20 protein-coding genes are annotated in these 20602 nt (G+C 27.8%); 8 read left to right on the forward strand and 12 right to left on the reverse strand.

The features are described from left to right. Positions 1 to 11 precede the first annotated feature (11 nt). Positions 12 to 419 (reverse strand): YtxH domain-containing protein, encoded by a 408-nt coding sequence (locus CRV01_RS09270; protein ID WP_129007924.1) that lies wholly within the window; start codon positions 417 to 419, stop codon positions 12 to 14. 476 nt (positions 420 to 895) lie between these two features. Here CRV01_RS09270 and CRV01_RS09275 point away from each other — a divergent pair, with 476 nt between their 5' ends. Genes CRV01_RS09275 through CRV01_RS09295 form a run of 5 tightly spaced genes read left to right on the forward strand, consistent with a single transcriptional unit; the run spans position 896 to position 7115 of the window. Continuing rightward, complete coding sequence (locus tag CRV01_RS09275) at positions 896 to 1501, forward strand: TetR/AcrR family transcriptional regulator (RefSeq protein WP_129007925.1); 606 nt, start codon at positions 896 to 898, stop codon at positions 1499 to 1501. After that, positions 1494 to 1724 carry a DUF2798 domain-containing protein gene (locus tag CRV01_RS09280; protein WP_129007926.1) on the forward strand — a complete coding sequence of 77 codons (231 nt, stop codon included), beginning with the start codon at positions 1494 to 1496 and terminating at the stop codon, positions 1722 to 1724. Before CRV01_RS09275 ends, CRV01_RS09280 begins: the two co-directional genes overlap by 8 nt. Next, the gene (locus CRV01_RS09285) at positions 1724 to 2719 is read left to right on the forward strand and encodes an efflux RND transporter periplasmic adaptor subunit (protein ID WP_164970041.1); all 996 of its coding nucleotides are present in this window, start codon (positions 1724 to 1726) and stop codon (positions 2717 to 2719) included. Before CRV01_RS09280 ends, CRV01_RS09285 begins: the two co-directional genes overlap by 1 nt. A gap of 9 nt (positions 2720 to 2728) precedes the next feature. Next, the gene (locus CRV01_RS09290) at positions 2729 to 5860 is read left to right on the forward strand and encodes an efflux RND transporter permease subunit (RefSeq protein ID WP_129007928.1); all 3132 of its coding nucleotides are present in this window, start codon (positions 2729 to 2731) and stop codon (positions 5858 to 5860) included. A 10-nt stretch (positions 5861 to 5870) separates the two neighbouring features. Then, entirely contained in the window at positions 5871 to 7115 is a 1245-nt protein-coding gene (locus CRV01_RS09295; protein WP_129007929.1) for a TolC family protein, read from the forward strand. Positions 7116 to 7121: 6 nt separating this feature from the next. Here the strand turns inward: CRV01_RS09295 and CRV01_RS13745 are convergent, their stop codons facing one another. Beyond that, entirely contained in the window at positions 7122 to 7286 is a 165-nt protein-coding gene (locus CRV01_RS13745) for a hypothetical protein (RefSeq protein WP_164970042.1), read from the reverse strand. Between the two features lie 12 nt (positions 7287 to 7298). Continuing rightward, positions 7299 to 7601, reverse strand: coding sequence for a hypothetical protein (locus CRV01_RS09300; RefSeq protein WP_129007930.1), 303 nt, complete (start codon positions 7599 to 7601; stop codon positions 7299 to 7301). A 135-nt stretch (positions 7602 to 7736) separates the two neighbouring features. Between CRV01_RS09300 and CRV01_RS09305 the strand changes: the two genes are divergently transcribed. Next, complete coding sequence (locus CRV01_RS09305) at positions 7737 to 10007, forward strand: EAL domain-containing protein (protein ID WP_164970043.1); 2271 nt, start codon at positions 7737 to 7739, stop codon at positions 10005 to 10007. Here the strand turns inward: CRV01_RS09305 and CRV01_RS09310 are convergent. From CRV01_RS09310 to CRV01_RS09350, 9 genes are all read right to left on the reverse strand, one after another. Further along, positions 10000 to 11145: an MFS transporter gene (locus CRV01_RS09310; RefSeq protein WP_129007932.1), complete on the reverse strand. Its 1146-nt coding sequence runs from the start codon at positions 11143 to 11145 to the stop codon at positions 10000 to 10002. The genes CRV01_RS09305 and CRV01_RS09310 overlap by 8 nt on opposite strands. Before the next feature lie 3 nt (positions 11146 to 11148). Beyond that, entirely contained in the window at positions 11149 to 11493 is a 345-nt protein-coding gene (locus tag CRV01_RS09315) for a metal-sulfur cluster assembly factor (protein WP_129007933.1), read from the reverse strand. Positions 11494 to 11517: 24 nt separating this feature from the next. After that, positions 11518 to 11928, reverse strand: a complete 411-nt coding sequence (locus CRV01_RS09320; RefSeq protein WP_129007934.1) for a SufE family protein — start codon at positions 11926 to 11928, stop codon at positions 11518 to 11520. A gap of 8 nt (positions 11929 to 11936) precedes the next feature. Then, entirely contained in the window at positions 11937 to 13118 is a 1182-nt protein-coding gene (locus tag CRV01_RS09325) for an aminotransferase class V-fold PLP-dependent enzyme (RefSeq protein ID WP_129007935.1), read from the reverse strand. Continuing rightward, positions 13111 to 14142 carry a SufD family Fe-S cluster assembly protein gene (locus CRV01_RS09330; RefSeq protein ID WP_129007936.1) on the reverse strand — a complete coding sequence of 344 codons (1032 nt, stop codon included), beginning with the start codon at positions 14140 to 14142 and terminating at the stop codon, positions 13111 to 13113. The genes CRV01_RS09325 and CRV01_RS09330 overlap by 8 nt, the downstream gene beginning before the upstream one ends. A gap of 2 nt (positions 14143 to 14144) precedes the next feature. Further along, entirely contained in the window at positions 14145 to 14885 is a 741-nt protein-coding gene (sufC, locus tag CRV01_RS09335) for a Fe-S cluster assembly ATPase SufC (RefSeq protein WP_129007937.1), read from the reverse strand. Between the two features lie 31 nt (positions 14886 to 14916). Beyond that, positions 14917 to 16353: a Fe-S cluster assembly protein SufB gene (sufB, locus tag CRV01_RS09340; protein WP_129007938.1), complete on the reverse strand. Its 1437-nt coding sequence runs from the start codon at positions 16351 to 16353 to the stop codon at positions 14917 to 14919. 117 nt (positions 16354 to 16470) lie between these two features. After that, a complete protein-coding gene (locus CRV01_RS09345) occupies positions 16471 to 17136 on the reverse strand; it encodes an amino acid ABC transporter permease (protein ID WP_258238379.1) in 666 nt (221 codons plus the stop codon). A gap of 132 nt (positions 17137 to 17268) precedes the next feature. Continuing rightward, entirely contained in the window at positions 17269 to 18078 is an 810-nt protein-coding gene (locus tag CRV01_RS09350) for a transporter substrate-binding domain-containing protein (RefSeq protein ID WP_129007940.1), read from the reverse strand. 195 nt (positions 18079 to 18273) lie between these two features. Between CRV01_RS09350 and CRV01_RS09355 the strand changes: the two genes are divergently transcribed. Both CRV01_RS09355 and CRV01_RS09360 read left to right on the forward strand, forming a co-directional pair. Next, entirely contained in the window at positions 18274 to 19470 is a 1197-nt protein-coding gene (locus CRV01_RS09355; RefSeq protein ID WP_129007941.1) for a NifS family cysteine desulfurase, read from the forward strand. Positions 19471 to 19557: 87 nt separating this feature from the next. Next, positions 19558 to 20538 (forward strand): iron-sulfur cluster assembly scaffold protein, encoded by a 981-nt coding sequence (locus tag CRV01_RS09360; RefSeq protein WP_129007942.1) that lies wholly within the window; start codon positions 19558 to 19560, stop codon positions 20536 to 20538. Positions 20539 to 20602: the final 64 nt, after the last annotated feature.

Genomic DNA, 20602 nt, shown 5'->3' on the forward strand with positions numbered 1-20602 from the left:
ACTAGTCCTTCTTAATTCTTTTTTACTTCTTCATATGAGTTTTCTATTCTATTTCCAGCTTCATCAACAAGTTCTTCAGTTTTATCTGCAATATCTTCAGCTTTATCTTCAGCCTCATCAACAATATCTTCAACTTTATCTTGAGCTTCATCAACAATGTCTTCTGATTTATCAGCTGAATCTTCAACTTTATCTTCAGCTTCATCAACAATATCTTCTGACTTATCAGCTACATCTTCAACTTTATCTTCAGCCTCATTAACAATGTCTTCTGACTTATCAGCTACATCTTCTGCTTTATCCTGAATCTCTTCTTTTACGTTATCTATTTTATCACTTGTTGTATCTTCACTCGTACAACCTTGTAACGTAAATATAGCTATTACTAATACAAGTAATATATTTCTAATATCTTTCATTTAAATATCCTTTTTTTTTATTAATATTTTTATTTTTTTTATTTATAACAGTATTTAAAATAACTGAAACAAATAATAATATTAAAAATATAAAAAATATTATTTTAACAATTCAAGTTAAAACATTAGTAATGTCTGTGAAACAAAAAGCTTTAGAAACTAATGTAAAAACTAAAATTTAATTGACCAATATATCATAACTTTTCCTTAAAGGTCAAAATTACAATTATCATACAAAAGAAAAATTGAATAAATCTTTAATAATATTATAAATTTATTATTTAAGGTAAAAATAAAAAAATAATAAGATATTTATTTGGTAATAAAAAATGATATAAATGTTTTATTTTCTGACTGTTAGTCAGTTTTTAAAAATAGTTTAAGTTTCTTTTATTTATACTTCCAACAAGTAATTGACCGACGGTCAGTCAAAAAGTTAAATTTTTGATTACTTTTTATCTGGAAGGAGATAAAACTTGAGTCCTAGAAAAATAAATAAAGAAGAAAAAAGAAGAGAAATAGCTTTAGCTAGCTGTGATTTGATTTATGAAGTAGGAATGAAAAAACTTACTGTTGCTGAGGTTGCAAGAACTGCAGGAATAGGTAAGGGAACTATTTATGAATATTTTGAAAATAAAGAAGACATTATTTTTGAAATAATAAATATGCATATTGAACAACATCATAAAGAGTTTACAGAAAAGGTTTCAAAACTAAATACTATTGAAGAAAAATTAGAATTATTTTTTGATTTTTTATTAAATGATACAGAAGAAAATATGAAACACTTCAATGGATATAAAGAGTTTTTATCAATTGTTCTTGCTGAAGAAAATCTACCTATGAAAGAGTTTAATTGTGAAAAAAATGAATATTTTGGTGGAGAGCTTATTAAGATTTTAGAAGATTCTATTAATAAAGGTGAGATAAAAAAAGAAGCTATCAATTTATCAAATGGAATTTTAACTTATCAAAAAGGACTTGCTATAAGAAAAATGAGTCAAGCTAATTTTGATGTTAGAACAGATTACGAAAGCTTTATTGGAACAATACTGCAATTAATTGAGATTAAAAATGATTAATCCAAAATATAGAAGACTAACTTTTGCTTTTTTTATGTCTTTATTTATGAGTTTTATTATGAGTATGGTAATTACATTCATTAATTTAGGATTTATTGATGGATTTATATTAAAGTGGATGGAAGCATTTGTAAAAGCATTTGTATGTGCTTTCCCAATCGTATTTTTTGTAGCTCCAATGGTACAAAAAATTACAAACAAGTTAATTTTAGAGGAAAAATAATGATAAAAAAATTGTTAGGTATAACTATTTTTTCTGCTTCACTTTTTGCAATGGGAGGTCCTTCGTTAGTTGAGACTTCAAAGGTTGTAAAATCAGAAGTTAACCCGTTACAAGAATTTGTTGGAACAATTAAGTTTGATAAAAAATCAGTATTAGCAGCACAGAATTCAGGTGTTGTAAAATCAATTAATTTTGAAGTTGGAGATAAAGTTAAGAAAAATAAAATTTTAATTCAAATAGATGCTGATATTTTGAATGCTCAAATTCAATCAGCAAAAGCATCTGCTACTAGTACTAAAAAAGATTATGAAAGATATACAAAGTTACTTGATAATAAATCTATTTCTCAAAAAGAGTTTGATGATGTAAAAGTAAGATATATAGAAGCTAAAAGTACTTTACAGGAGTTGCAAATTCAAGCACTTAAAAAAAGAATTAAAGCTCCTTATGATGCTGTAGTTGTAGAAAGACATGTTGATTTAGGAGAATGGGTAAATGCAGGAAGTCCTGCTGTAACAATTGTAGATACTTCTAAAGTAGAAATTACTTTTGATATTCCATTATCAATTGTAAGTGGATTAAAGAAAAATGGTATTTATGATATTGCTGTAGAGAACAACACTTTAAAAGCAAAATTAATTGCAGCTATTCCAGCTGGAGATAAGCTTACAAGAACTTTTCCTGTTAAATTTAAAGCAGAGGTAAAAGATACTTTTATCTTTGATGGACAAGAAGCAAAAGTAAGTCTTTCTAAAAATGGTAAAACTGAAGCTTTAGTTGTACCAAGAGATGCAGTAATTAAAAGATTTGGACAGAATGTTGTATTTATAATTACTGATAAAATGACTGCTCAAATGATGCCAGTTCAAATTGTAGGATATCTTGGTGAAAAAATAGCAATTGATGCACAGGGTTTAAGTGAAGGTATGGATGTAGTTAGTAAAGGAAATGAAAGAGTATTCCCTAACTCACCAGTTAAAGTATTAAATAAATAGAGGTAAATGATGGATTTAATTAAGTTTTCAATAAAAAACCCCGTTACAATAATAGTTTCAGTACTGATTGTTGTACTTTTTGGTTTTTTATCATTATCAAAACTTCCTTATCAATTGACTCCTACTGTTACTAAGCCAGAGATTAAAATTACAACTGCTTGGCCTGGTGCAACTCCCTATGAGATTGAAAGAGAGATAATTGAAGAACAAGAGGATACTTTAAAAAGTTTAAATAACTTGATTGAGTATGAATCTAGTTCAAATGATGATTATGGTGAAGTTACATTAACTTTTAAATTAGGAACAGATTTAAGAGCTGCATTACAAGATGTATCAAATAAATTAAATGAAGTAAGTTCTTATCCTGACAATGTAGAAGAACCAGTAATTGAAACAGCAACAGCTAGTCCTGTTATTTGGATGATGCTTCAAACTTTAGAAAATAACAAAAGACATGTAGATGAATATAAAACATTTTTTGAAGATGAAATAAAACCAGCAATTAGAAGAGTTGAGGGTGTTTCAGGAACCATGGGTGGTGGTGGAAGAGAACAAGAGATGCAAATTGAGTTTGATGTTAACAAACTTGCTTCTTATGGTTTAACAATTCCAAAAGTTATAAATATTTTACAAAATGAAAATGTAGATGTTTCAGCAGGACTTCAAAACTTAGAAAGACGTTCATATAGAATTAGAACTGTTCATAAATTCAAAACTATAAAAGATATTGAAAAAGTTGTTTTAATATCAAACAGAGAACAAAGAGTTACAGTAAAAGATATTGCTAAGGTAAACTTCGGATATGAAACTCCAAGTACAGTTGCAATGTTCTTAGGTAAAGATGGGATTTTTTTAGGTGTTCAACCTAGTTCTGATGTGAATGTTGTAGATCTTACAAATGATGTAGAAAAAGTTGTAAATGATTTAAATGCAGGTGTTTTAAAGGATGAAGGTTTAGAAATAAAATGGATATATGATGAAAGACCATATATCGTTGGTTCTGTTGATTTAGTTCAACAAAACATTATTATTGGTGGTATTTTAGCAGTTATTATTTTAATAATGTTCTTAAGAAGTTTATCTCCAACAGCTGTAGTTTCAGTTGCTATTCCAATTTCTATTATTGGTACATTTATTATTCTATCAGTAATGGGAAGAAGTTTAAATACAATTTCTTTAGCTGGTATTTCCTTTGCAGTTGGAATGCTCGTTGATGCGGCTATTGTAGTATTAGAAAATATTGATAGACATAGAAAATCAGGAGAAGAGATTAGTGAAGCTGCATATAAAGGTGCTAGTGAAGTTTGGGGAGCATTAATTGCTTCAGCATTAACAACAATTGCTGTTTTCTTACCAATTATTTTCTTAGAAGATGAAGCAGGACAACTATTTAAAGATATTGCAATTGCAGTAACAGCTGCTGTTTCATTTTCACTTTTTGTTTCAATTTCAGTTATTCCAATGCTTTGGAAAAAATTTGCTTCTATTTCAAAAAAAGAACCAAAAGATGCAGGGAAATTAGCTCAATTTGGACATAAAGCGGTAGATTTTATTATGTCTATTGTGGAAGTTTCATTAAAAAATACAAAAACAAAAGTTCTTACAATTTTATCATTAGCTGTTTTATCAGTGGGAATTATTTATACTCTATTTCCTAAACTTGATTATTTACCACAAGGTAATAAGAACTTAATTTTTAATATTTTAATTACTCCTCCTGGATTATCTTATCAAGAAAGATATGATATGGGTGCTTATTTAATGAAAGGTGTAGAACCTCATGTAAATAAGGATGTTGGAAATGTACCAGGAATAAATAGAGCCTTTTATGTATCTTTTGGAGATTTCAATCTTTTTGGAGCAACTTCAGTTCATGAAGATAGAGCAAGGGATTTAATTCCTATGTTTGCTCCTTTAGTTAACTCTTTGCCTTCAGTTTTTGGGGTATCTTTACAATCAGGAGTTTTTGAAGATGGAATTGGTGAAGGTAATGTTGTAAATATTGATATTTCTGGTGAAAGAATTGAAGATATAGCTTCTGTTGGAGGTCAATTATATGGTGCAACTATGCAAACAATTAAAGGTGCTCAAGTAAGACCTGTACCTTCAGTTGAATTACTTTATCCAGAAGTAAGACTTAAACCAAATCAAGATGCATTAAAAGCTTTAGGACTTAGTTCAAGAGAACTTGGGGTAACAGTTGATGTTTTAATGGATGGAAGGAAAATTGGTGATTTTGAGCAAGAAGGTAAAAAGAAAATTGATTTAGTTTTAAAAGCTAGTGATAAACAAATAGCTTCTCCTGAAGATATTTTAGCTTCACAAATTGCTTTACCAAACTCATCTTTAGTTCCAGTTTCTTCACTGGCAACTACAGAGTTTACAACTGGTATTAGTGAAATTAGACACTTAGATGGAAAAAGAACAATTACTCTTCAAGTTACACCTCCTCAAGGTATGACAGTTGAAGAGTCTATGCAAATGATAGATGGTATGCTTAAAGGAATGAAAGCAAAAAATATGATTCCTCCTTCTGTAGAAGTTGGAATGTCTGGAACAGCTGATAAACTTACTGAAACAATAGGTTTACTTTTAGGAAACTTTATTTTAGCTCTTGTAATTGTTTATTTACTTATGGCATCATTGTTTGGAAACTTTTTGTATCCAATAGTTATTATGTTTACAGTTCCCTTAGCAACTGCTGGAGGTTTTATTGGGCTTGCCTTAACAAATACTTTTATTGCTCCACAAACCTTGGATATTTTAACAATGCTTGGGTTTATTATTTTAGTTGGTATTGTTGTAAATAATGCAATTTTAATAGTACATCAAAGTTTAAATTATATTAGAACTAAAGGAATGGAACATAAAAAAGCAGTTATAGAAGCTACTAAAACAAGAGTTAGACCTATTTATATGTCTTCAATGACTTCTGTTTTTGGTATGTTGCCTTTAGTATTGATTCCTGGACCAGGAAGTGAATTTTATAGAGGGTTAGGTTCTGTTATTACAGGTGGATTAGCATTTTCAACTATTTTTACTATCTTTGTAACTCCTGCACTTTTAATGTTTTTTATTAAATTAGAACAAAGAGTTAAAAGTAAAAATAGTAAAGAACCAGTTGATGTAAGTAAAGCATAAAGGAGAGTTTATGAATAAAAAAATATTAAAACTTTTGCCTCTAACATTTTTAGGGGCAAATCTATATGCTTTAGATATAAATGAAGCAATAAATAAAGCGTTAACTAATAATAATAGTTATATAAAACAACAATATATTTATGATGAAGCAAAAGCCAATGTAACAAAAAGCCAAGCTGGCTTTTTGCCGAAGTTAAATACTTCATATACATATAATGCAAATAAGTATGATATTGGAGAAGGGAAAGATAATGCTAATGCAAGTGCTATTCTTTCATACAACCTATTTAGCGGCTTAAGTGATTATTATGGGTTAGAAGCTGCAAAGAAAAATAAGTTTGCCTCTAAGTATAGTTTAGAAGCTGCGAGATATGATTTAATATATGAAGTAAAAGTAAAATATATAAATTATTTAAAAAGTCTAAAAAATATTGAGACTTTAGAAAATGCTTATAAATTATTACAAAAGCAATATAAAGATTCAGAAAATAGATTTGATCAAGGTTTATTAGCTAAAAATGACTTACTACAAGTAAATGCACAAATGCTTCAAGCCAAACAAAATCTTGCAAGGGCAAAGGCTAGTTCAAAAACTGCTTGGTATAGTTTAAAGAATATTTTAGGTGGAAACTTATCAAAAGAAGAGAAGATTGAAGATTTAAAAAGAGACACTGCTTTTATTTTTGATTATAAAGAAGAGGAAATATTTTCACGAAGTGAAATAAAAGCTTTAAAAGAAACTATAGAAGCTCTTTTAAACCAAAGAAATGCAAATGCATATGGAACAGCATTACCTTCAGTATCTTTAGATTTAGCTCATACAAAGTATGGTCAAGATGCTTCTTTAAACTCTGATGAATTAGCTTTTGATGAACAATCAAGGGCAACAGTAAATGTAAAGTGGAATTTATATAATGGAGGAGCAGATAAAGCTCAAACAATAATTTTAAGAAAGAAATCTTTACAAGCAAAAGAGGAGTTAGAAGAGTTAAAGTTAAATGTTAAATTACAATATGAAAATGCTGTTGAAGATTTTAATGTCTCTAAGTTAAACTATGAAACAGCTAAGATATCTTTAGAGCAATCAAAAGAGAATTATAAAATTGTAAATAATAGATTTAATGAAGGTTTATCAACAAGTACAGATTTAATAAATGCTAACTTTTTATTAACACAAGCAAAACAAAGTTTTGATGATGCCTTTTATGATAGATTCTTAGCTAAAGCCTCTTTAGATAGAATCTTAGAAAAATAAAATATATCAATCGAAGAATTTGAACTCTTTTTCAAGTTCTTCTTTTGTAGCACCTTCTTCTTTTCTCTTTTTGTATTTTCTCATAGTTTTAAAATATTTGTAACTTTGAAAAATAGCAAAAATTACAAAAATAAATAAAAATAAAGAGAAGATTATAAAAATTATTTCCATATTATTCTCCTATTAGTTTGATCCAAATCCTAGAAAATTACCTTTCTTTTCATTTTTTTCTTCTTGTTGTTTTTTGGTAGGAACATTCTCTACCCCTTTAAATTCATCAAACCATTTTAGTTGTTCTGGTGTACGTTTAATATCTTTGTTCTTATCTGTTGAACTAAAGTCAAATCCGCCTTTTCCAAAGTCTATTCTATCATAAACTAAAAATGCAAAAATTATAATTGCAATTGTAACTAGGATTTTAAACAGTGTTTGAGATACAGTTGTTGCAACTGTCTTCTTTTTTTGTGTTTTGTATTCTTTTGCCATAATAGTAATTATTACATAAAAATTATTAAAGTAACTTTTTTTTAATTAAGAATTAATTTATATACATAAAACAATATTGATACTATTTTATTACCTTTGCTCTGTAAACTTACATAATTAATAGCAGGAATGAAGATGAATCAAATAAATTACAAATATACTTTTTTAACAATATTTTTTCTAATGATCTTTGCATTATTGTCATTATTGACTTATTCTTTTAAAGTTTCAAATAAAAATGATATTAATACTTTGTCTGCTGATAGGATAAAAGAAAAGATGTTTATAAAAGAAAAACAGTTTCTATCTGCAATCAATAGTTATAAGTTGACATTAGAAGCAATTTCTCATAATTCATTTTTTAAAGAGTATATAAATAAAAACGAAAAAAAAGAAGAACTACAACAACTACTTATTATATTACAAAAGGCACTTCCTGAGGCTACGCAAATTAGAGTGTTAGATATGCAGGGTAAAGAAAAAATAAGAATAGATAAAACATTATATGGAAGATTAAAAGAGAAAGAGTTTTTTCATGCAGTTGCAGAAAATAGACTACAAGATAAATCAAAAAAAGACTATTACCATATGTTTAGGAATTTAGATTCTTATGAAATAGGATTTTCAAATATTGATTTAAAAACAGAAAATGAAAAAATTGTAACTCCTAAACAAACTTCATTGAGAATAGCAACTATTGCAAATAATAGTAAAGGTAAAAAAAGTGCTATTATAATTATAAATATAGATATTATGAAGTTTTTTGATAAGTTTAAAAAGAATGTTTTGTATGATGTTATGATTGTGGATAAAGAAGGAAAGTTTATTTTACATTCAGATAAAAATTATGGCATTCTTTCTAATACTTTTTATACATTTCTTTTTAAAGATGCCTTCAATAAAAAAGATACTTCATTGGCATTAAAAGAAGATGAATTCTCATCAAAGGTTTTTTATTCAAAGAAATTAGATGAATTGAATAACGATCAAGATTTAAGACTAGTTTTAGGCTTAAAATATCAAGAGTTAGCAGTTATAAAACAAAAAGATAGAGATTTGACTTATTTAATATTTATTTTATTGGTGCTATTTCTGTTACCTTTGATTGTACATTTTTCAAAGATACCTGATAACTTAGCAAATAAATTAAAAACTCAAATGGTAACTGATAATTTAACAAACTTATCAAATAAAGAAGGTTTACTAATTGAGTATAAAAATAATAAAGATGTAGGAAAAATAGTTGTTATCATAAAAGTTGATAACTTTTTAAAAGTTGCAAATGCCTATGGTTATAAAGTAGCAAACCAATTACTAAAATCAATAACAAGCTTTTTAGAAGAGTACCAGTATAGAGACAAGTTTATGGAACTTTATAAATTAGATAGAGACTCTTTTGCTTTTATATATAATTTTGAAAATATACATATTTTAAAACAAGACTTAGAAAAATTATATAAAGATATTGAAAATGAAGAGTATGTTATCAAAAATAATTTTAGAATTTTAGTTGAGTGTACAGTCTCTTCAAGTAGCATAGAACCTTTTACAAGTATCTCAAGAAAATTACAAGAAGCAGAAATTGCTTTAGAAACTGCACACCATAAAAGAAGTGACTTTTATATTTATAATAAAAATGATAGAAGAGCAGAACTAAATAAAAATAATATAAGATTATCAACTAAGGTAAAGAAAGCTATAGAAAATGATGATATTCTTGTCTATTTTCAACCAATTTATAATAATAGAACAGGGCTCATTGAAAAATATGAAACTTTAGTAAGATTAAAATATGAAGATGAGATTATTTATCCTGATTATTTTTTACCAATTCTAAAAGATATTAAAAAATATAAAAAGGTCACTAAAATAATAATACAAAAGTCATTTGAGTACTTTCAATATTTAGATTGTGAATTTTCTATAAATCTTAGTGTAGAAGATATCTCTTCTAAAGAGATGAGAAGTTATATTTATAAAAAAATAGATGAATATAAAATTGGAAATAGACTTGTTATAGAAATTGTAGAGTCTGAAGCGATTGAAAATTATGATAATTTTCTAAAGTTTATTAAAGAGGTTAAATCTTTAGGTTGCAAGATAGCAATTGATGACTTTGGAACTGGATATTCAAATTATCAATACATTATTAATCTAAATGAATATATCGATTATCTTAAAATAGATGGAACTTTAATTAGAGATATTCATACAAATAGAAAAACACAACTATTAGTTGGGACATTAAAGTTTTTATGTGATAGTTTAGGCATAAAAACAATTGCTGAGTATATAGAAAATGAAGCAATATTTAATTATGTAAAATCAATGGGAATAAATTATTCACAAGGTTATTATATAGGTAAACCACAAGAAGAAGTTATCAATAAGATAGAAGTTAGTTAAAGTTTTTAAATAAATCTCTATTTGAAAATACAAATAAGAAAACTCCTATTAGCATAGATATAAATACTAACATTGTGATATTCCAGCCAAAGTTTGCATATACAAAAGATGGGGCAAAAGAACCTATTGCGCCACCTAAATAATAAAAACTTAAATACATACCTGAGGTAAGTGCCTTTTGATTTTGTTTTAAAGAGTTTGCTATTCTTGTTGAAACAGTATGAATAATAAACATACCTAAACAAAATAAAAATACTAAAGAAAATAAGAATAGGGCATTTGAACTAAAGAATCCTACAGTTGCAAGGAAGAATATTCCAATTCCTGCTAAAACAGTTGGTACTTCTGTTTTGAATAAGGCAATAATCTTGTGAATAGTAAGTGAAACTACAATTCCTACACCATATCCAAGATAAAGTAAACCAATTTGTGTTTCAGTTATTTCTGGGACTTGTTCTTTAATTCTAAATGGTAAAATATTTAATATACCTCCAAAAATAAAGAAAATAACGAACATTAATGAATATATTACAACAAACCTTTTATCTTTTAAAATATTTGCTACATCAGCTAGTTTTGGTTTAGCTAATTTTGTATCACCTTCAAAAGATAATCTTCTAATTAAAAGTAAACCAAATAAAAGGGCTAAAGATAGTGAGAAGAAAACTACTCTCCATCCAAATTCAGTAGCGATAAATCCTGAAAAAACTCTTCCTACAAGTCCACCAAAAACCGTTGCAGCTACATAAATAGACATATTTACTTTTGTTTTTTCTCTATCATTTGCCAAAATAGTCATACAAGCAGTTAAAATAGCTGGAACAATCATAGCCTCAATAGTTCTAATAGTTAAAAATATTTCATATGAGTTTGAAAAACCAAGTGCTAAGTTTGTCATAAATAGTGTAATTGAAGCCACTGTCAAAACAGTTTTTGTTTTTACTGATTCTAAAATGTATCCATAAATAATAGGTGAAATTGCTAAAAAAAGCATGATAACAGCTGTAAAAGAAGAAGCTTTTACAACTGATACATCAAACTCATTTGCTAATAGTGGTTGAATAGGTTGTGTTGCGTACATTACTGATAATAAAACAGTAATTGTATATATAATAATAAAAAGTTCGTTTTTTTTCATTTTTTAGATGTGAGCTCCTGAAGCCGCCATAATATCTTTTCCATCATCACTAATCATTGAAGGATCCCAAGGAGGATCAAAAACTAAATGCACATAAGCTTCATCAATAATATCAACTGTTTGTGTTACATATTTAACTTGTTCAACTAAGCTTTCAGCAACTGGACAAGCAGGAGAAGTTAAAGTCATTTCAACAGTTGCATAAACATAATTGTTTTTTTCTTCAAAATCAATTTTGTATATTAATCCTAAATCATAAATATTTACTGGTATTTCTGGATCATATACAGATTTTAGTCTTTGTATTACATCTTCTTTTAATTTTTCTTTACTTTCTATAATTGACATCTATAATCCTTTATTTAACCCTACTTATAAAGTTAGGGCATACTCTTTAATTTTCTTAATCATGCCAATTACTCCACTTTGTCTATTTGGAGTAATAACTTCACTAAGACCTAGTTCATAAACTATATCCATATCAACTTCTTTTAACTCTTCAATTGTAGAGTCAGAAAAAATATTTAGAATAATATAAACTAAACCTTTTACAATAACTGCATCTGAAGTTCCTTTAAAATAAAGCTTATTGTCTTCTTTTTGGGCAATAAGCCATACTTGAGAAGTACAACCATGTACTATATTTTCAGGAACTTTATATTTTTCTTCAAGTTGGGGAAGTTTTTTCCCTAAATCAATAATATATTCATATTTTTGTAATTCATCATCAAAAAACTCTAAATCTTCTTTTATATCTTGAACTCTTTTTTCAATAGTATTCATATCTCTCCTTAACTTAACATATCAAGGGCTTTTTTTAAAGCTTCAATTAATTTGTCAACATCTTCTTTTGTATTATAAAAAGCAATAGAAACTCTTATAGTACCTTTAATATTTAGTTGTTTCATAATTGGTTGAGCGCAGTGGTGTCCTACTCTTAAAGCAATTTTCATTTTGTCAAGTAAAATCCCAATATCATCATGCATGATATCTTTGAAGTTAAAACTTTTACTTCCAATTGAGTCTTCTAAATTATTATAGAAAATTATATTTGGCAATTTACTTAACTGATTGATTAAATACTCATAAACTTCATGCTCTTGTTTCATAATTGCATCATAACCAACTTTATTTATATATTCTAGGGCTTTTGCAAAGCCAATTACACCCGCAATGTTTTGAGTTCCAGCTTCAAATTTATATGGGGCATCAAGCATAGTTGATTTTGAAAAATCAACTTGGTCTATTGTTGCTCCACCTGTTTGATAAACATCTACTTCTTTTAAATATTCTTCTTTTATGTAAATAGCTCCAACCCCAGTTGGTCCAAAGGTTTTGTGTGCTGAAATAGCAAAAAAGTCCACATCAAGTTCTTGCATATCAACTTTCATATGGGCTAAACTTTGTGCTCCATCAATCATAACAACACAATCATATTTATGAGCTAATTTTATTATTGCTTTTATATCATGTATTTTTCCGAAGGCATTTGAAATATGAGTAACACTTACAAATGAGTTTGGGTTTTGCTTTAATATATTTTCAAAATCTTTAAAATCAAAATCTAAGTTTTCATTACAAGATACTACTTCAAGACCTTCACCTAAAGTTCTTCCTTGCATATGCCATGGAACAATATTTGAGTGATGTTCTAACGAAGAGATGATTACTGTTTTAAACTTTTTAGCAAAAGAAGATGCAATAAAGTTAATTGACTCTGTTACACCTTTTGTAAATATTATTTGCTCTTTACTTGAAGCATTGATAAACTTTTGTAAAATTTTTCTTGCATTTTCATAGTTTAAAGTTGCTTTATTTGCATCTCCAAAAGAGCTTCTGTGAGTATTAGCGCAATAGTTTTCATAATACTCAACTTGTGAAGTAATTACTTCTTTTGGTTTTTGTGTTGTAGCAGCATTATCTAAATAGACAATATCACTATTTGAAAAATAGGGAAAATCTTTTTTAAACATAACTGCTCCTTTCATAATTTATTGCAAAATCTTTTACTTTTTCGTCTAAAATAGTATCTAAAATCTCATTTTCAATGGCTTTTAAAAGCATCTTTTTAGCCAATGCTTCATCTATACCTCTTGATTGTAGATATAAAAGTTGATCTTTATCTAAAGAACCCGTTGTTGCACCATGGCTTGCTTCTAATTCATCAATGTTTATTTCAAGATGAGGTTTTGCAAAAATAGTTGCATCATCACTTAATAAAATAGTGTCAGTATTTTGATGAACCTTTGAATATAAAGCTTTTTCATTTACTTTTGACATAGCTTCAAATACTGCTTTTGAATTATCATGTAAAATATGTTTATACTTTATATTACTTGCATTGTTCTTTTCTATATGATTTGTATTAAATATAGAAGAAGAGTTTGCTTTTTCAAAAAGATTTATATAACCATTTATATTTAAAGTTGTATTCTCTTTTTCTAAATTAGAATCATAAATACAAAGGGCAAAACCTTTTCCTAACTCAAAGTTTGTATGGTTTATAGAAGAGTTATCTTCTAAATTATTTATATAATTAAGTATTAAAGATGTTTTTTCACTCATATCTTGTATTTTTAAATACTCTAAGTGAGCATTTTTCTCACAATTAAACTCTCTATTTACACTATAAAAGTTATTCTCTTTTTCATTTACAAATATTTCAATAACTGAAGCTTTTATACCTTTTGATATATTTATTTTTAAAGAGTTTGTATTTATACTATTTTGATCTTTTAACTTATGTACAATCACAATTGGCTCTTTTGTATCTTCACTTATATTTAATTCATAAGTTTTTGTTTCTAATTTTTCGTTTATTTTAATTAGTTCATTTGAAGATTCTATAGTCTCGCTACTTTTTTGAACTTCTATATTTAGTTTGTATTCAGCAAAAGATTCAAACTCTTTTTCTAATAAAGGGTTTAAATTTATCTTTCTAAAATCTTCATCTTTTTTTGTTGGAAATTTTATATTTTCTAATTCAATTAATTTCATAATTACTCCAATCCTTGAAACCCAACACTATCAAGTTGTTGAGCTAGTTTATAATCTCCTGTTTTAACTATCTTTCCATCTTTTAAAATATGAACAAAGTCAGGTTTTACTAAATTTAGTAGCTTGTCATAGTGTGTAATCATTAATAAAGATCTACTTTTATCTTCTAGTAGACTATTTATAACTTTTGCAACAGTTTTAATAGCATCTACATCAAGTCCTGAATCTATTTCATCTAACATGATTAAATCAGGTTTTAATAAAAGTAGTTGAATTAGCTCATTTCTTTTTTTCTCACCACCAGAAAAACCATCATTTAGATCCCTTTGTAAAAGTGATTTATCAATATCAAACTTTGCTAATTCACCTTTTGAGTATTTTAAAAAGCCCATTGCATCTAACTCTTCTTCTTTATGATATTTTCTTTTTTCATTTACAATAGTTTTTAGAAAATAACTATTATTTACACCTGGAACTTCAACAGGATTTTGAAAACTTAAGAAGATACCTTCTTTAGCACGTTGTGAAACATCTAATTCTAAAAGATCTTTATCTTTATATTTAATTTCACCATTAGTAACTTCACAGTCATAATGGTCACTAATTGTTTTAACTAATGTTGATTTTCCTGCACCATTTTGTCCCATAAGTACATGAATCTCACCTGGCTTTATGTCTAAATTTAAACCTTTTAAAATCTCTTTATTTTCTATATTTACTTTTAAATCTTTTATATTAAGCATTATTTATTCCTTTTAAAATGTTCTTCTTGTTTTATCCCACACTTCCTTCTAAAGAGATACTAAGTAACTCTTTAGCTTCCGCTGCAAACTCCATAGGTAACTCTTTTAATACCTCTTTACAGAAACCATTTACAATCATAGCAATAGCATCTTCTTCATCAATACCTCTTTGAGATAAATAAAATAGTTGTTCTTCAGATATCTTTGAAGTAGTTGCTTCATGCTCAATATGTGCACTTGAATTTTTAATCTCATGGTATGGATAAGTATGAGCTTTACATTTATGTCCAATTAATAATGAATCACACTCAGAAATATTTCTTGCATTTTTTGCATTTTTACCCACACTTACTAAACCTCTATAAGCATTTACTCCACTCATAGCAGAGATACCTTTAGAGATAATAGTAGATTTTGTATTTTCACCTAAGTGAATCATTTTACTACCAGTATCAGCTTGTTGGGCTTTGCTAGAAATTGCTACAGAATAAAATTCTCCAACAGAATTATTTCCTTTTAAAACACATGATGGATATTTCCATGTTAAACTAGAACCAGTTTCAACTTGTGTCCAAGAGATTTTTGAGTTCTCACCTTTACATAAACCTCTTTTAGTAACAAAGTTTAAAATACCACCTTTACCTTGCTCATCACCTGGATACCAGTTTTGAATAGTTGAATATTTTATTTGTGCATTATCTAAAGCAACTAATTCTACAACTGCTGCGTGAAGTTGTCTTTCATCTCTACTTGGAGCTGAACATCCTTCATTATAAGAAACATAAGAGTTTTCATCACAGATAATAAGTGTTCTTTCAAATTGTCCTGTATCTAAAGCATTTATTCTAAAGTAAGTTGAAAGCTCCATTGGACATTTAGTATTAGGTGGAATATATACAAAACTTCCATCTGTAAATACTGCACTATTTAGTGTTGAAAAATAGTTATCATTTTTACTTACAACTGAGGCTAAATATTTTTTTAAAATTTCTGGGTGAGAGTGGGCTGCTTCTGAAATAGAACAGAATATAATCCCTAACTTCTCTAACTCTTCTTGATAAGTAGTTTTAACAGAAACTGAATCAAATACAGCATCAACTGCAACACCAGCAAGCATTTTTTGCTCTTCTAATGGAATACCTAGTTTTTCATATGTTTTTAAAATCTCTGGGTCAACTTCATCTAATGAATCCAATGCCTTTTTAGGTGCACTATAATATGAAATATCTTGATAATCTATTTTTGGATAGTTTAGATGTGCCCAATCTGGCTCTTCCATCTTTAACCAAATATTATATGCTTTTAATCTAAATTCAAGTAACCACTCAGGCTCTTCTTTCTTTTTTGAGATGGCTTTTATTACATCTTCATTTAAGCCTTTAGGAAATGTATCACTTTCTACAAGTGTTTCAAAACCTAATTTGTAGTCTTGTTTCAAAATTTCTTTTAAATGCTTATTTTCACTCATTTTAAAACCTTTTTATATTTAGGACTAAAATTGTCCTATTTAGGTAAATTTAACATATGTTCATTAAATAATAGTATAAATGTTTAACTAATATTCTACTTTAAATTAAATTTTAATTTATTTTATTTTTGCTTCTAATCTCTTTGTATAGTATGAAATAGGGTAGGTTAGAAGTAAATATCCAAGTGCAAGGGGAATATAACTTTCCAGTGTAGAATATGTATAGGCATTTACCTCTTGGGCATTCATCGTAAATTCACTTATTGATATGATAGAAAGCAGGGATGAATCTTTTATAATACTTGCAAATTGTCCTGTTAAAGCTGGTAACATTCTTCTAAAAGCTTGAGGGAAAATCACATATTTATACATCTGATAATTTGTCATTCCAAGACTTAAACTTGTTTCAAACTGTTCAATTTCAACTGATTGTATAGCACCTCTAATAATTTCACTTACATAAGCCCCTGCAAATAAAGCTAAGATAACGGTTCCAACTACATATCTATTTTCAAAGCCTAAATTGTTTGCAAATACATAAAAGAAAATAAGTATTTGTACTAAAAGGGGCGTTCCTCTTATTAGTTCAATATAGAATCTAGAAAAAAATCTAAGAAGTATAAACTTTGAGTTTTGTCCGTAAGCAAAAAATAGACCAATAATAAAACTTAGAATAAGAGCAAAAAATGAAATAAAGATAGTCATAAGAAAACCATCAATAAACTTTTGTCTATATTCATAAACACTATGCCAATTAAAGTTATAAGAGATATTTTTAAACATAAAATAGAATGTAATAAAAATAGTAAAAATTAAAAGTAGAAAATTAAAAAGGTAAATAGCTTTTGAAAGCTTTTTACCTTTTTTTAATCCTAATTCATGGATAAATAAATTTTTTAGTTTAATTTTTAAGTCCTAGAAGAAAAATGCAATGCCAAGTTCATCAAATGTTTTTTTAGCATCAGTTAAATATTTGTCTGCAAAAGAGTCAAATGTTCCATCTTCTTTTGCTTTTTTAATGAAAGCATCTACATCTTTTTTAAGTGGGCTATTCTTTTTAAGAGCAACTCCCCAGTACTCAAAATCTTCTTGGAAAGATTGAAGAAGTGCAACAGTTGTATCTTTATGTTGTGCATAGTTTTTATAAATTGTTAATTGGTCATATAAAAATCCATCAGCTTTTCCTTGAACAACTTCTAATACACAAGCAGCTTCTTTGTCAAATACTAAAATCTCAGCATTTTTTAAATTGTCTTTTGCATAAATATGTCCAGTTGAACCTTTTTTTACTGCAACTTTTTTACCAGCTTGGTTTAAATCTTTAATTGACTTAACTTGGGAATTTTTATTTGTTAAGATAGCTAGTGAAGATTGAGCATAAGGAACTGAAAAATCAATAGATTTTTTTCTTTCTTCAGTAATTGTCATAGAAGAAATGATTAAATCAATTTTTCCAGTCTTAAGTGAAGGAATAAGTCCATCCCATGCAATATTTTCAATTACAACTTCTCTTCCTAGATAATCACCTAGTGCCTTAGCAAAATCAACAGATACCCCAGATGGAGTTCCATCTTTTTCACTCATTTCAAAAGGAGGATAAGCAAGCTCCATTCCAACTTTTAATACTTTTTTTTCTTCTTTTTTGTTTGTAGAATCATCATTACAAGCAGAAATAAATACCATCAAAAATGGTATTAAAAGTGATAATAAAATTTTTCGTAACATAAATAATAACCTTTAAAGTTTTTTATATTATCTCATAAGAAACTTATTTTTTTATTAGAATTAATTAAAATCATCTAAATTTTTTAATTAAGACTATTTTTATCCTATTTGAAATATAATTACGCGATTTAATTAAAAATAACGCATATTTTTGCAATAATATAGTGTTAAATGTAAATAAAAATAGGAAAAAGAATGGAAGTATACTTAGATAATAATGCCACAACTAAGGTTGACCCTGAAGTATTCAAAGCTATGGAACCTTTTTTCTGTCATATTTATGGGAACCCTAACTCTTTACATAAGTTTGGAGCTGGAACACACCCTAAAATGGTAGAAGCTTTAGATTACTTATACTCGGGAATTAATGCAAATGATGAAGATGATATTATCATCACAGCAAATGCAACAGAGAGTATTAATGCAGTTATAAAAGGTATCTGGGTAGATAAAATCTTAAATGGTAATAAAAATCATATTATTACAAGTGAAGTAGAACACCCAGCAGTTACTGCAACATGCAAATTTTTAGAGTCTCAAGGCGTAAGGGTTACATATCTTCCTGTAAATGAAAAAGGTGTATTAGAAGCACAGCAAGTTGCAGATTATATTAAAGAAGATACAGCATTAGTAACAATTATGTGGGCAAATAATGAAACTGGAAAACTTTTCCCAATAAAAGAGATTGGTCAAATCTGTAAAGAAGCAGGAGTACCTTTCCATACAGATGCAACTCAAGCAATTGGAAAAGTTCCAGTTGATGTTCAAGATACTAATGTAAACTATTTATCTTTTTCAGCTCATAAATTCCATGGACCAAAAGGTGTTGGTGGATTATATATTCAAAAAGGTTTTGATTTAATTCCATTATTACATGGTGGTGAGCAAATGGGTGGACACAGAGCAGGTACTGTTGATGTTGCATCTATGATTGGAATGGGACTTGCAATGAAACTTGCAACTTCACAAGAGGCATTAGAGTATGAAAATACTGAAGTTAGAAGATTAAGAGATAAATTAGAGAATGCAATTTTAGAAATCCCTGAAACAATTGTAATTGGTGGAAAAGATAATAGAACACCAAACACTACACTTATTTCAATTAGAGGTGTTGAGGGTGAATCAATGTTATGGGATATGAATCAAAAAACAATTGGTGCATCAACTGGTTCAGCATGTGCAAGTGAAGATTTAGAAGCAAACCCAGTAATGAATGCATTTGGAAGTGATAGTGAGTTAGCTCATACAGGTGTTAGATTCTCTTTAAGTAGATTTAATACAGAAGAAGAGATTGATTATGCAATTGATGTTATTAAAGGTGCAGTTGCAAGACTAAGAGGAATCTCTAGTTCTTATGCATACACTCCAAAAAATCACGTATCAGAGTTGTAAGAAGAAATAAAGGCAACTCGTTGCCTTCTTAAGTAGAAAAAATGAAGGTCCCTTTAACAAATGGGACATTTTTAAAGGATAAAAAATATGGCAAAAAATGATTTAATTAGTGGATCAATTTGGGACGAATACTCAAACCAAGTTATTAGAAGAATGGATGACCCAACTCACCAAGGTGAAATTACTGAAGAAAGAGCAAAAGAGTTAGGTGGTAAACTAATCATTGCTGACTTTGGTGCAGAATCATGCGGTGATGCAGTAAGACTTTACTGGTGTATTGAAGAAGGTACAAACAAAATTTTAGAGTCAAAATTCAAATCTTTTGGTTGTGGTACCGCAATTGCTTCAAGTGATGCGATGGCTGAATTGTGTGAAGGGAAAACAGTTGATGAAGCTGTTAAAATTACAAATATTGATGTTGAAAAAGCATTAAGAGACCATCCAGATGTTCCTGCTGTTCCACCCCAAAAAATGCACTGTTCTGTAATGGCTTATGATGTTATCAAAAAAGCTGCTGCTACATATAAAGGTGTAGATATGGAATCTTTTGAAACTGAAGTAATTATTTGTGAGTGTGCAAGGGTAACTTTAGGGACAATTCAAGAAGTAATTAAATTAAATGATTTAAAAACTGTTGAAGAAATTACTGATTATACAAAAGCAGGTGCTTTTTGTAAATCATGTATTAAACCAGGTGGACATGAAGAGAAAGATATTTATTTAGTTGATATTTTAAATGATGTTAGAGCTGAAATGGAACAAGAAAAATTAAAAGAAGCTGCTGATGCAAGTGCTGCTGGTTCTTCAACTTTTGATAAAATGACTATTGTTCAAAGAATTAAAACAATTGATGAAGTATTAGATGCTGATATTAGACCTATGTTAATGATGGATGGTGGAAACATGGAAATCATTGATATTAAAGAAAATATGCCATTTTATGATTTATATATTAGATATTTAGGTGCATGTAATGGGTGTGCATCAGGTGACACTGGAACTTTATATGCAATTGAATCAGTACTTAAACAAAAAGTTGATGAAAATATAAGAGTTTTACCAATTTAATTAATAGCATAAAATAAATAGATTATTAAAACCCAAGTTGTTTTCAACTTGGGTTTTTTTATAT

It is taken from the genome of Arcobacter sp. CECT 8983 (assembly GCF_004118855.1).
GTDB lineage: Bacteria > Campylobacterota > Campylobacteria > Campylobacterales > Arcobacteraceae > Halarcobacter.

Coding starts and splice junctions, on each gene's coding strand:
- CRV01_RS09270 (WP_129007924.1), bottom strand. CDS start 419: ATGAAAGATATTAGAAATATATTACTTGTATTAGTAATAGCTATATTT.
- CRV01_RS09280 (WP_129007926.1), top strand. CDS start 1,494: ATGATTAATCCAAAATATAGAAGACTAACTTTTGCTTTTTTTATGTCT.
- CRV01_RS09285 (WP_164970041.1), top strand. CDS start 1,724: ATGATAAAAAAATTGTTAGGTATAACTATTTTTTCTGCTTCACTTTTT.
- CRV01_RS09290 (WP_129007928.1), top strand. CDS start 2,729: ATGGATTTAATTAAGTTTTCAATAAAAAACCCCGTTACAATAATAGTT.
- CRV01_RS09295 (WP_129007929.1), top strand. CDS start 5,871: ATGAATAAAAAAATATTAAAACTTTTGCCTCTAACATTTTTAGGGGCA.
- CRV01_RS13745 (WP_164970042.1), bottom strand. CDS start 7,286: ATGGAAATAATTTTTATAATCTTCTCTTTATTTTTATTTATTTTTGTA.
- CRV01_RS09300 (WP_129007930.1), bottom strand. CDS start 7,601: ATGGCAAAAGAATACAAAACACAAAAAAAGAAGACAGTTGCAACAACT.
- CRV01_RS09305 (WP_164970043.1), top strand. CDS start 7,737: ATGAATCAAATAAATTACAAATATACTTTTTTAACAATATTTTTTCTA.
- CRV01_RS09310 (WP_129007932.1), bottom strand. CDS start 11,145: ATGAAAAAAAACGAACTTTTTATTATTATATATACAATTACTGTTTTA.
- CRV01_RS09315 (WP_129007933.1), bottom strand. CDS start 11,493: ATGTCAATTATAGAAAGTAAAGAAAAATTAAAAGAAGATGTAATACAA.
- CRV01_RS09320 (WP_129007934.1), bottom strand. CDS start 11,928: ATGAATACTATTGAAAAAAGAGTTCAAGATATAAAAGAAGATTTAGAG.
- CRV01_RS09325 (WP_129007935.1), bottom strand. CDS start 13,118: ATGTTTAAAAAAGATTTTCCCTATTTTTCAAATAGTGATATTGTCTAT.
- CRV01_RS09330 (WP_129007936.1), bottom strand. CDS start 14,142: ATGAAATTAATTGAATTAGAAAATATAAAATTTCCAACAAAAAAAGAT.
- sufC (WP_129007937.1), bottom strand. CDS start 14,885: ATGCTTAATATAAAAGATTTAAAAGTAAATATAGAAAATAAAGAGATT.
- sufB (WP_129007938.1), bottom strand. CDS start 16,353: ATGAGTGAAAATAAGCATTTAAAAGAAATTTTGAAACAAGACTACAAA.
- CRV01_RS09345 (WP_258238379.1), bottom strand. CDS start 17,136: ATGTTTAAAAATATCTCTTATAACTTTAATTGGCATAGTGTTTATGAA.
- CRV01_RS09350 (WP_129007940.1), bottom strand. CDS start 18,078: ATGTTACGAAAAATTTTATTATCACTTTTAATACCATTTTTGATGGTA.
- CRV01_RS09355 (WP_129007941.1), top strand. CDS start 18,274: ATGGAAGTATACTTAGATAATAATGCCACAACTAAGGTTGACCCTGAA.
- CRV01_RS09360 (WP_129007942.1), top strand. CDS start 19,558: ATGGCAAAAAATGATTTAATTAGTGGATCAATTTGGGACGAATACTCA.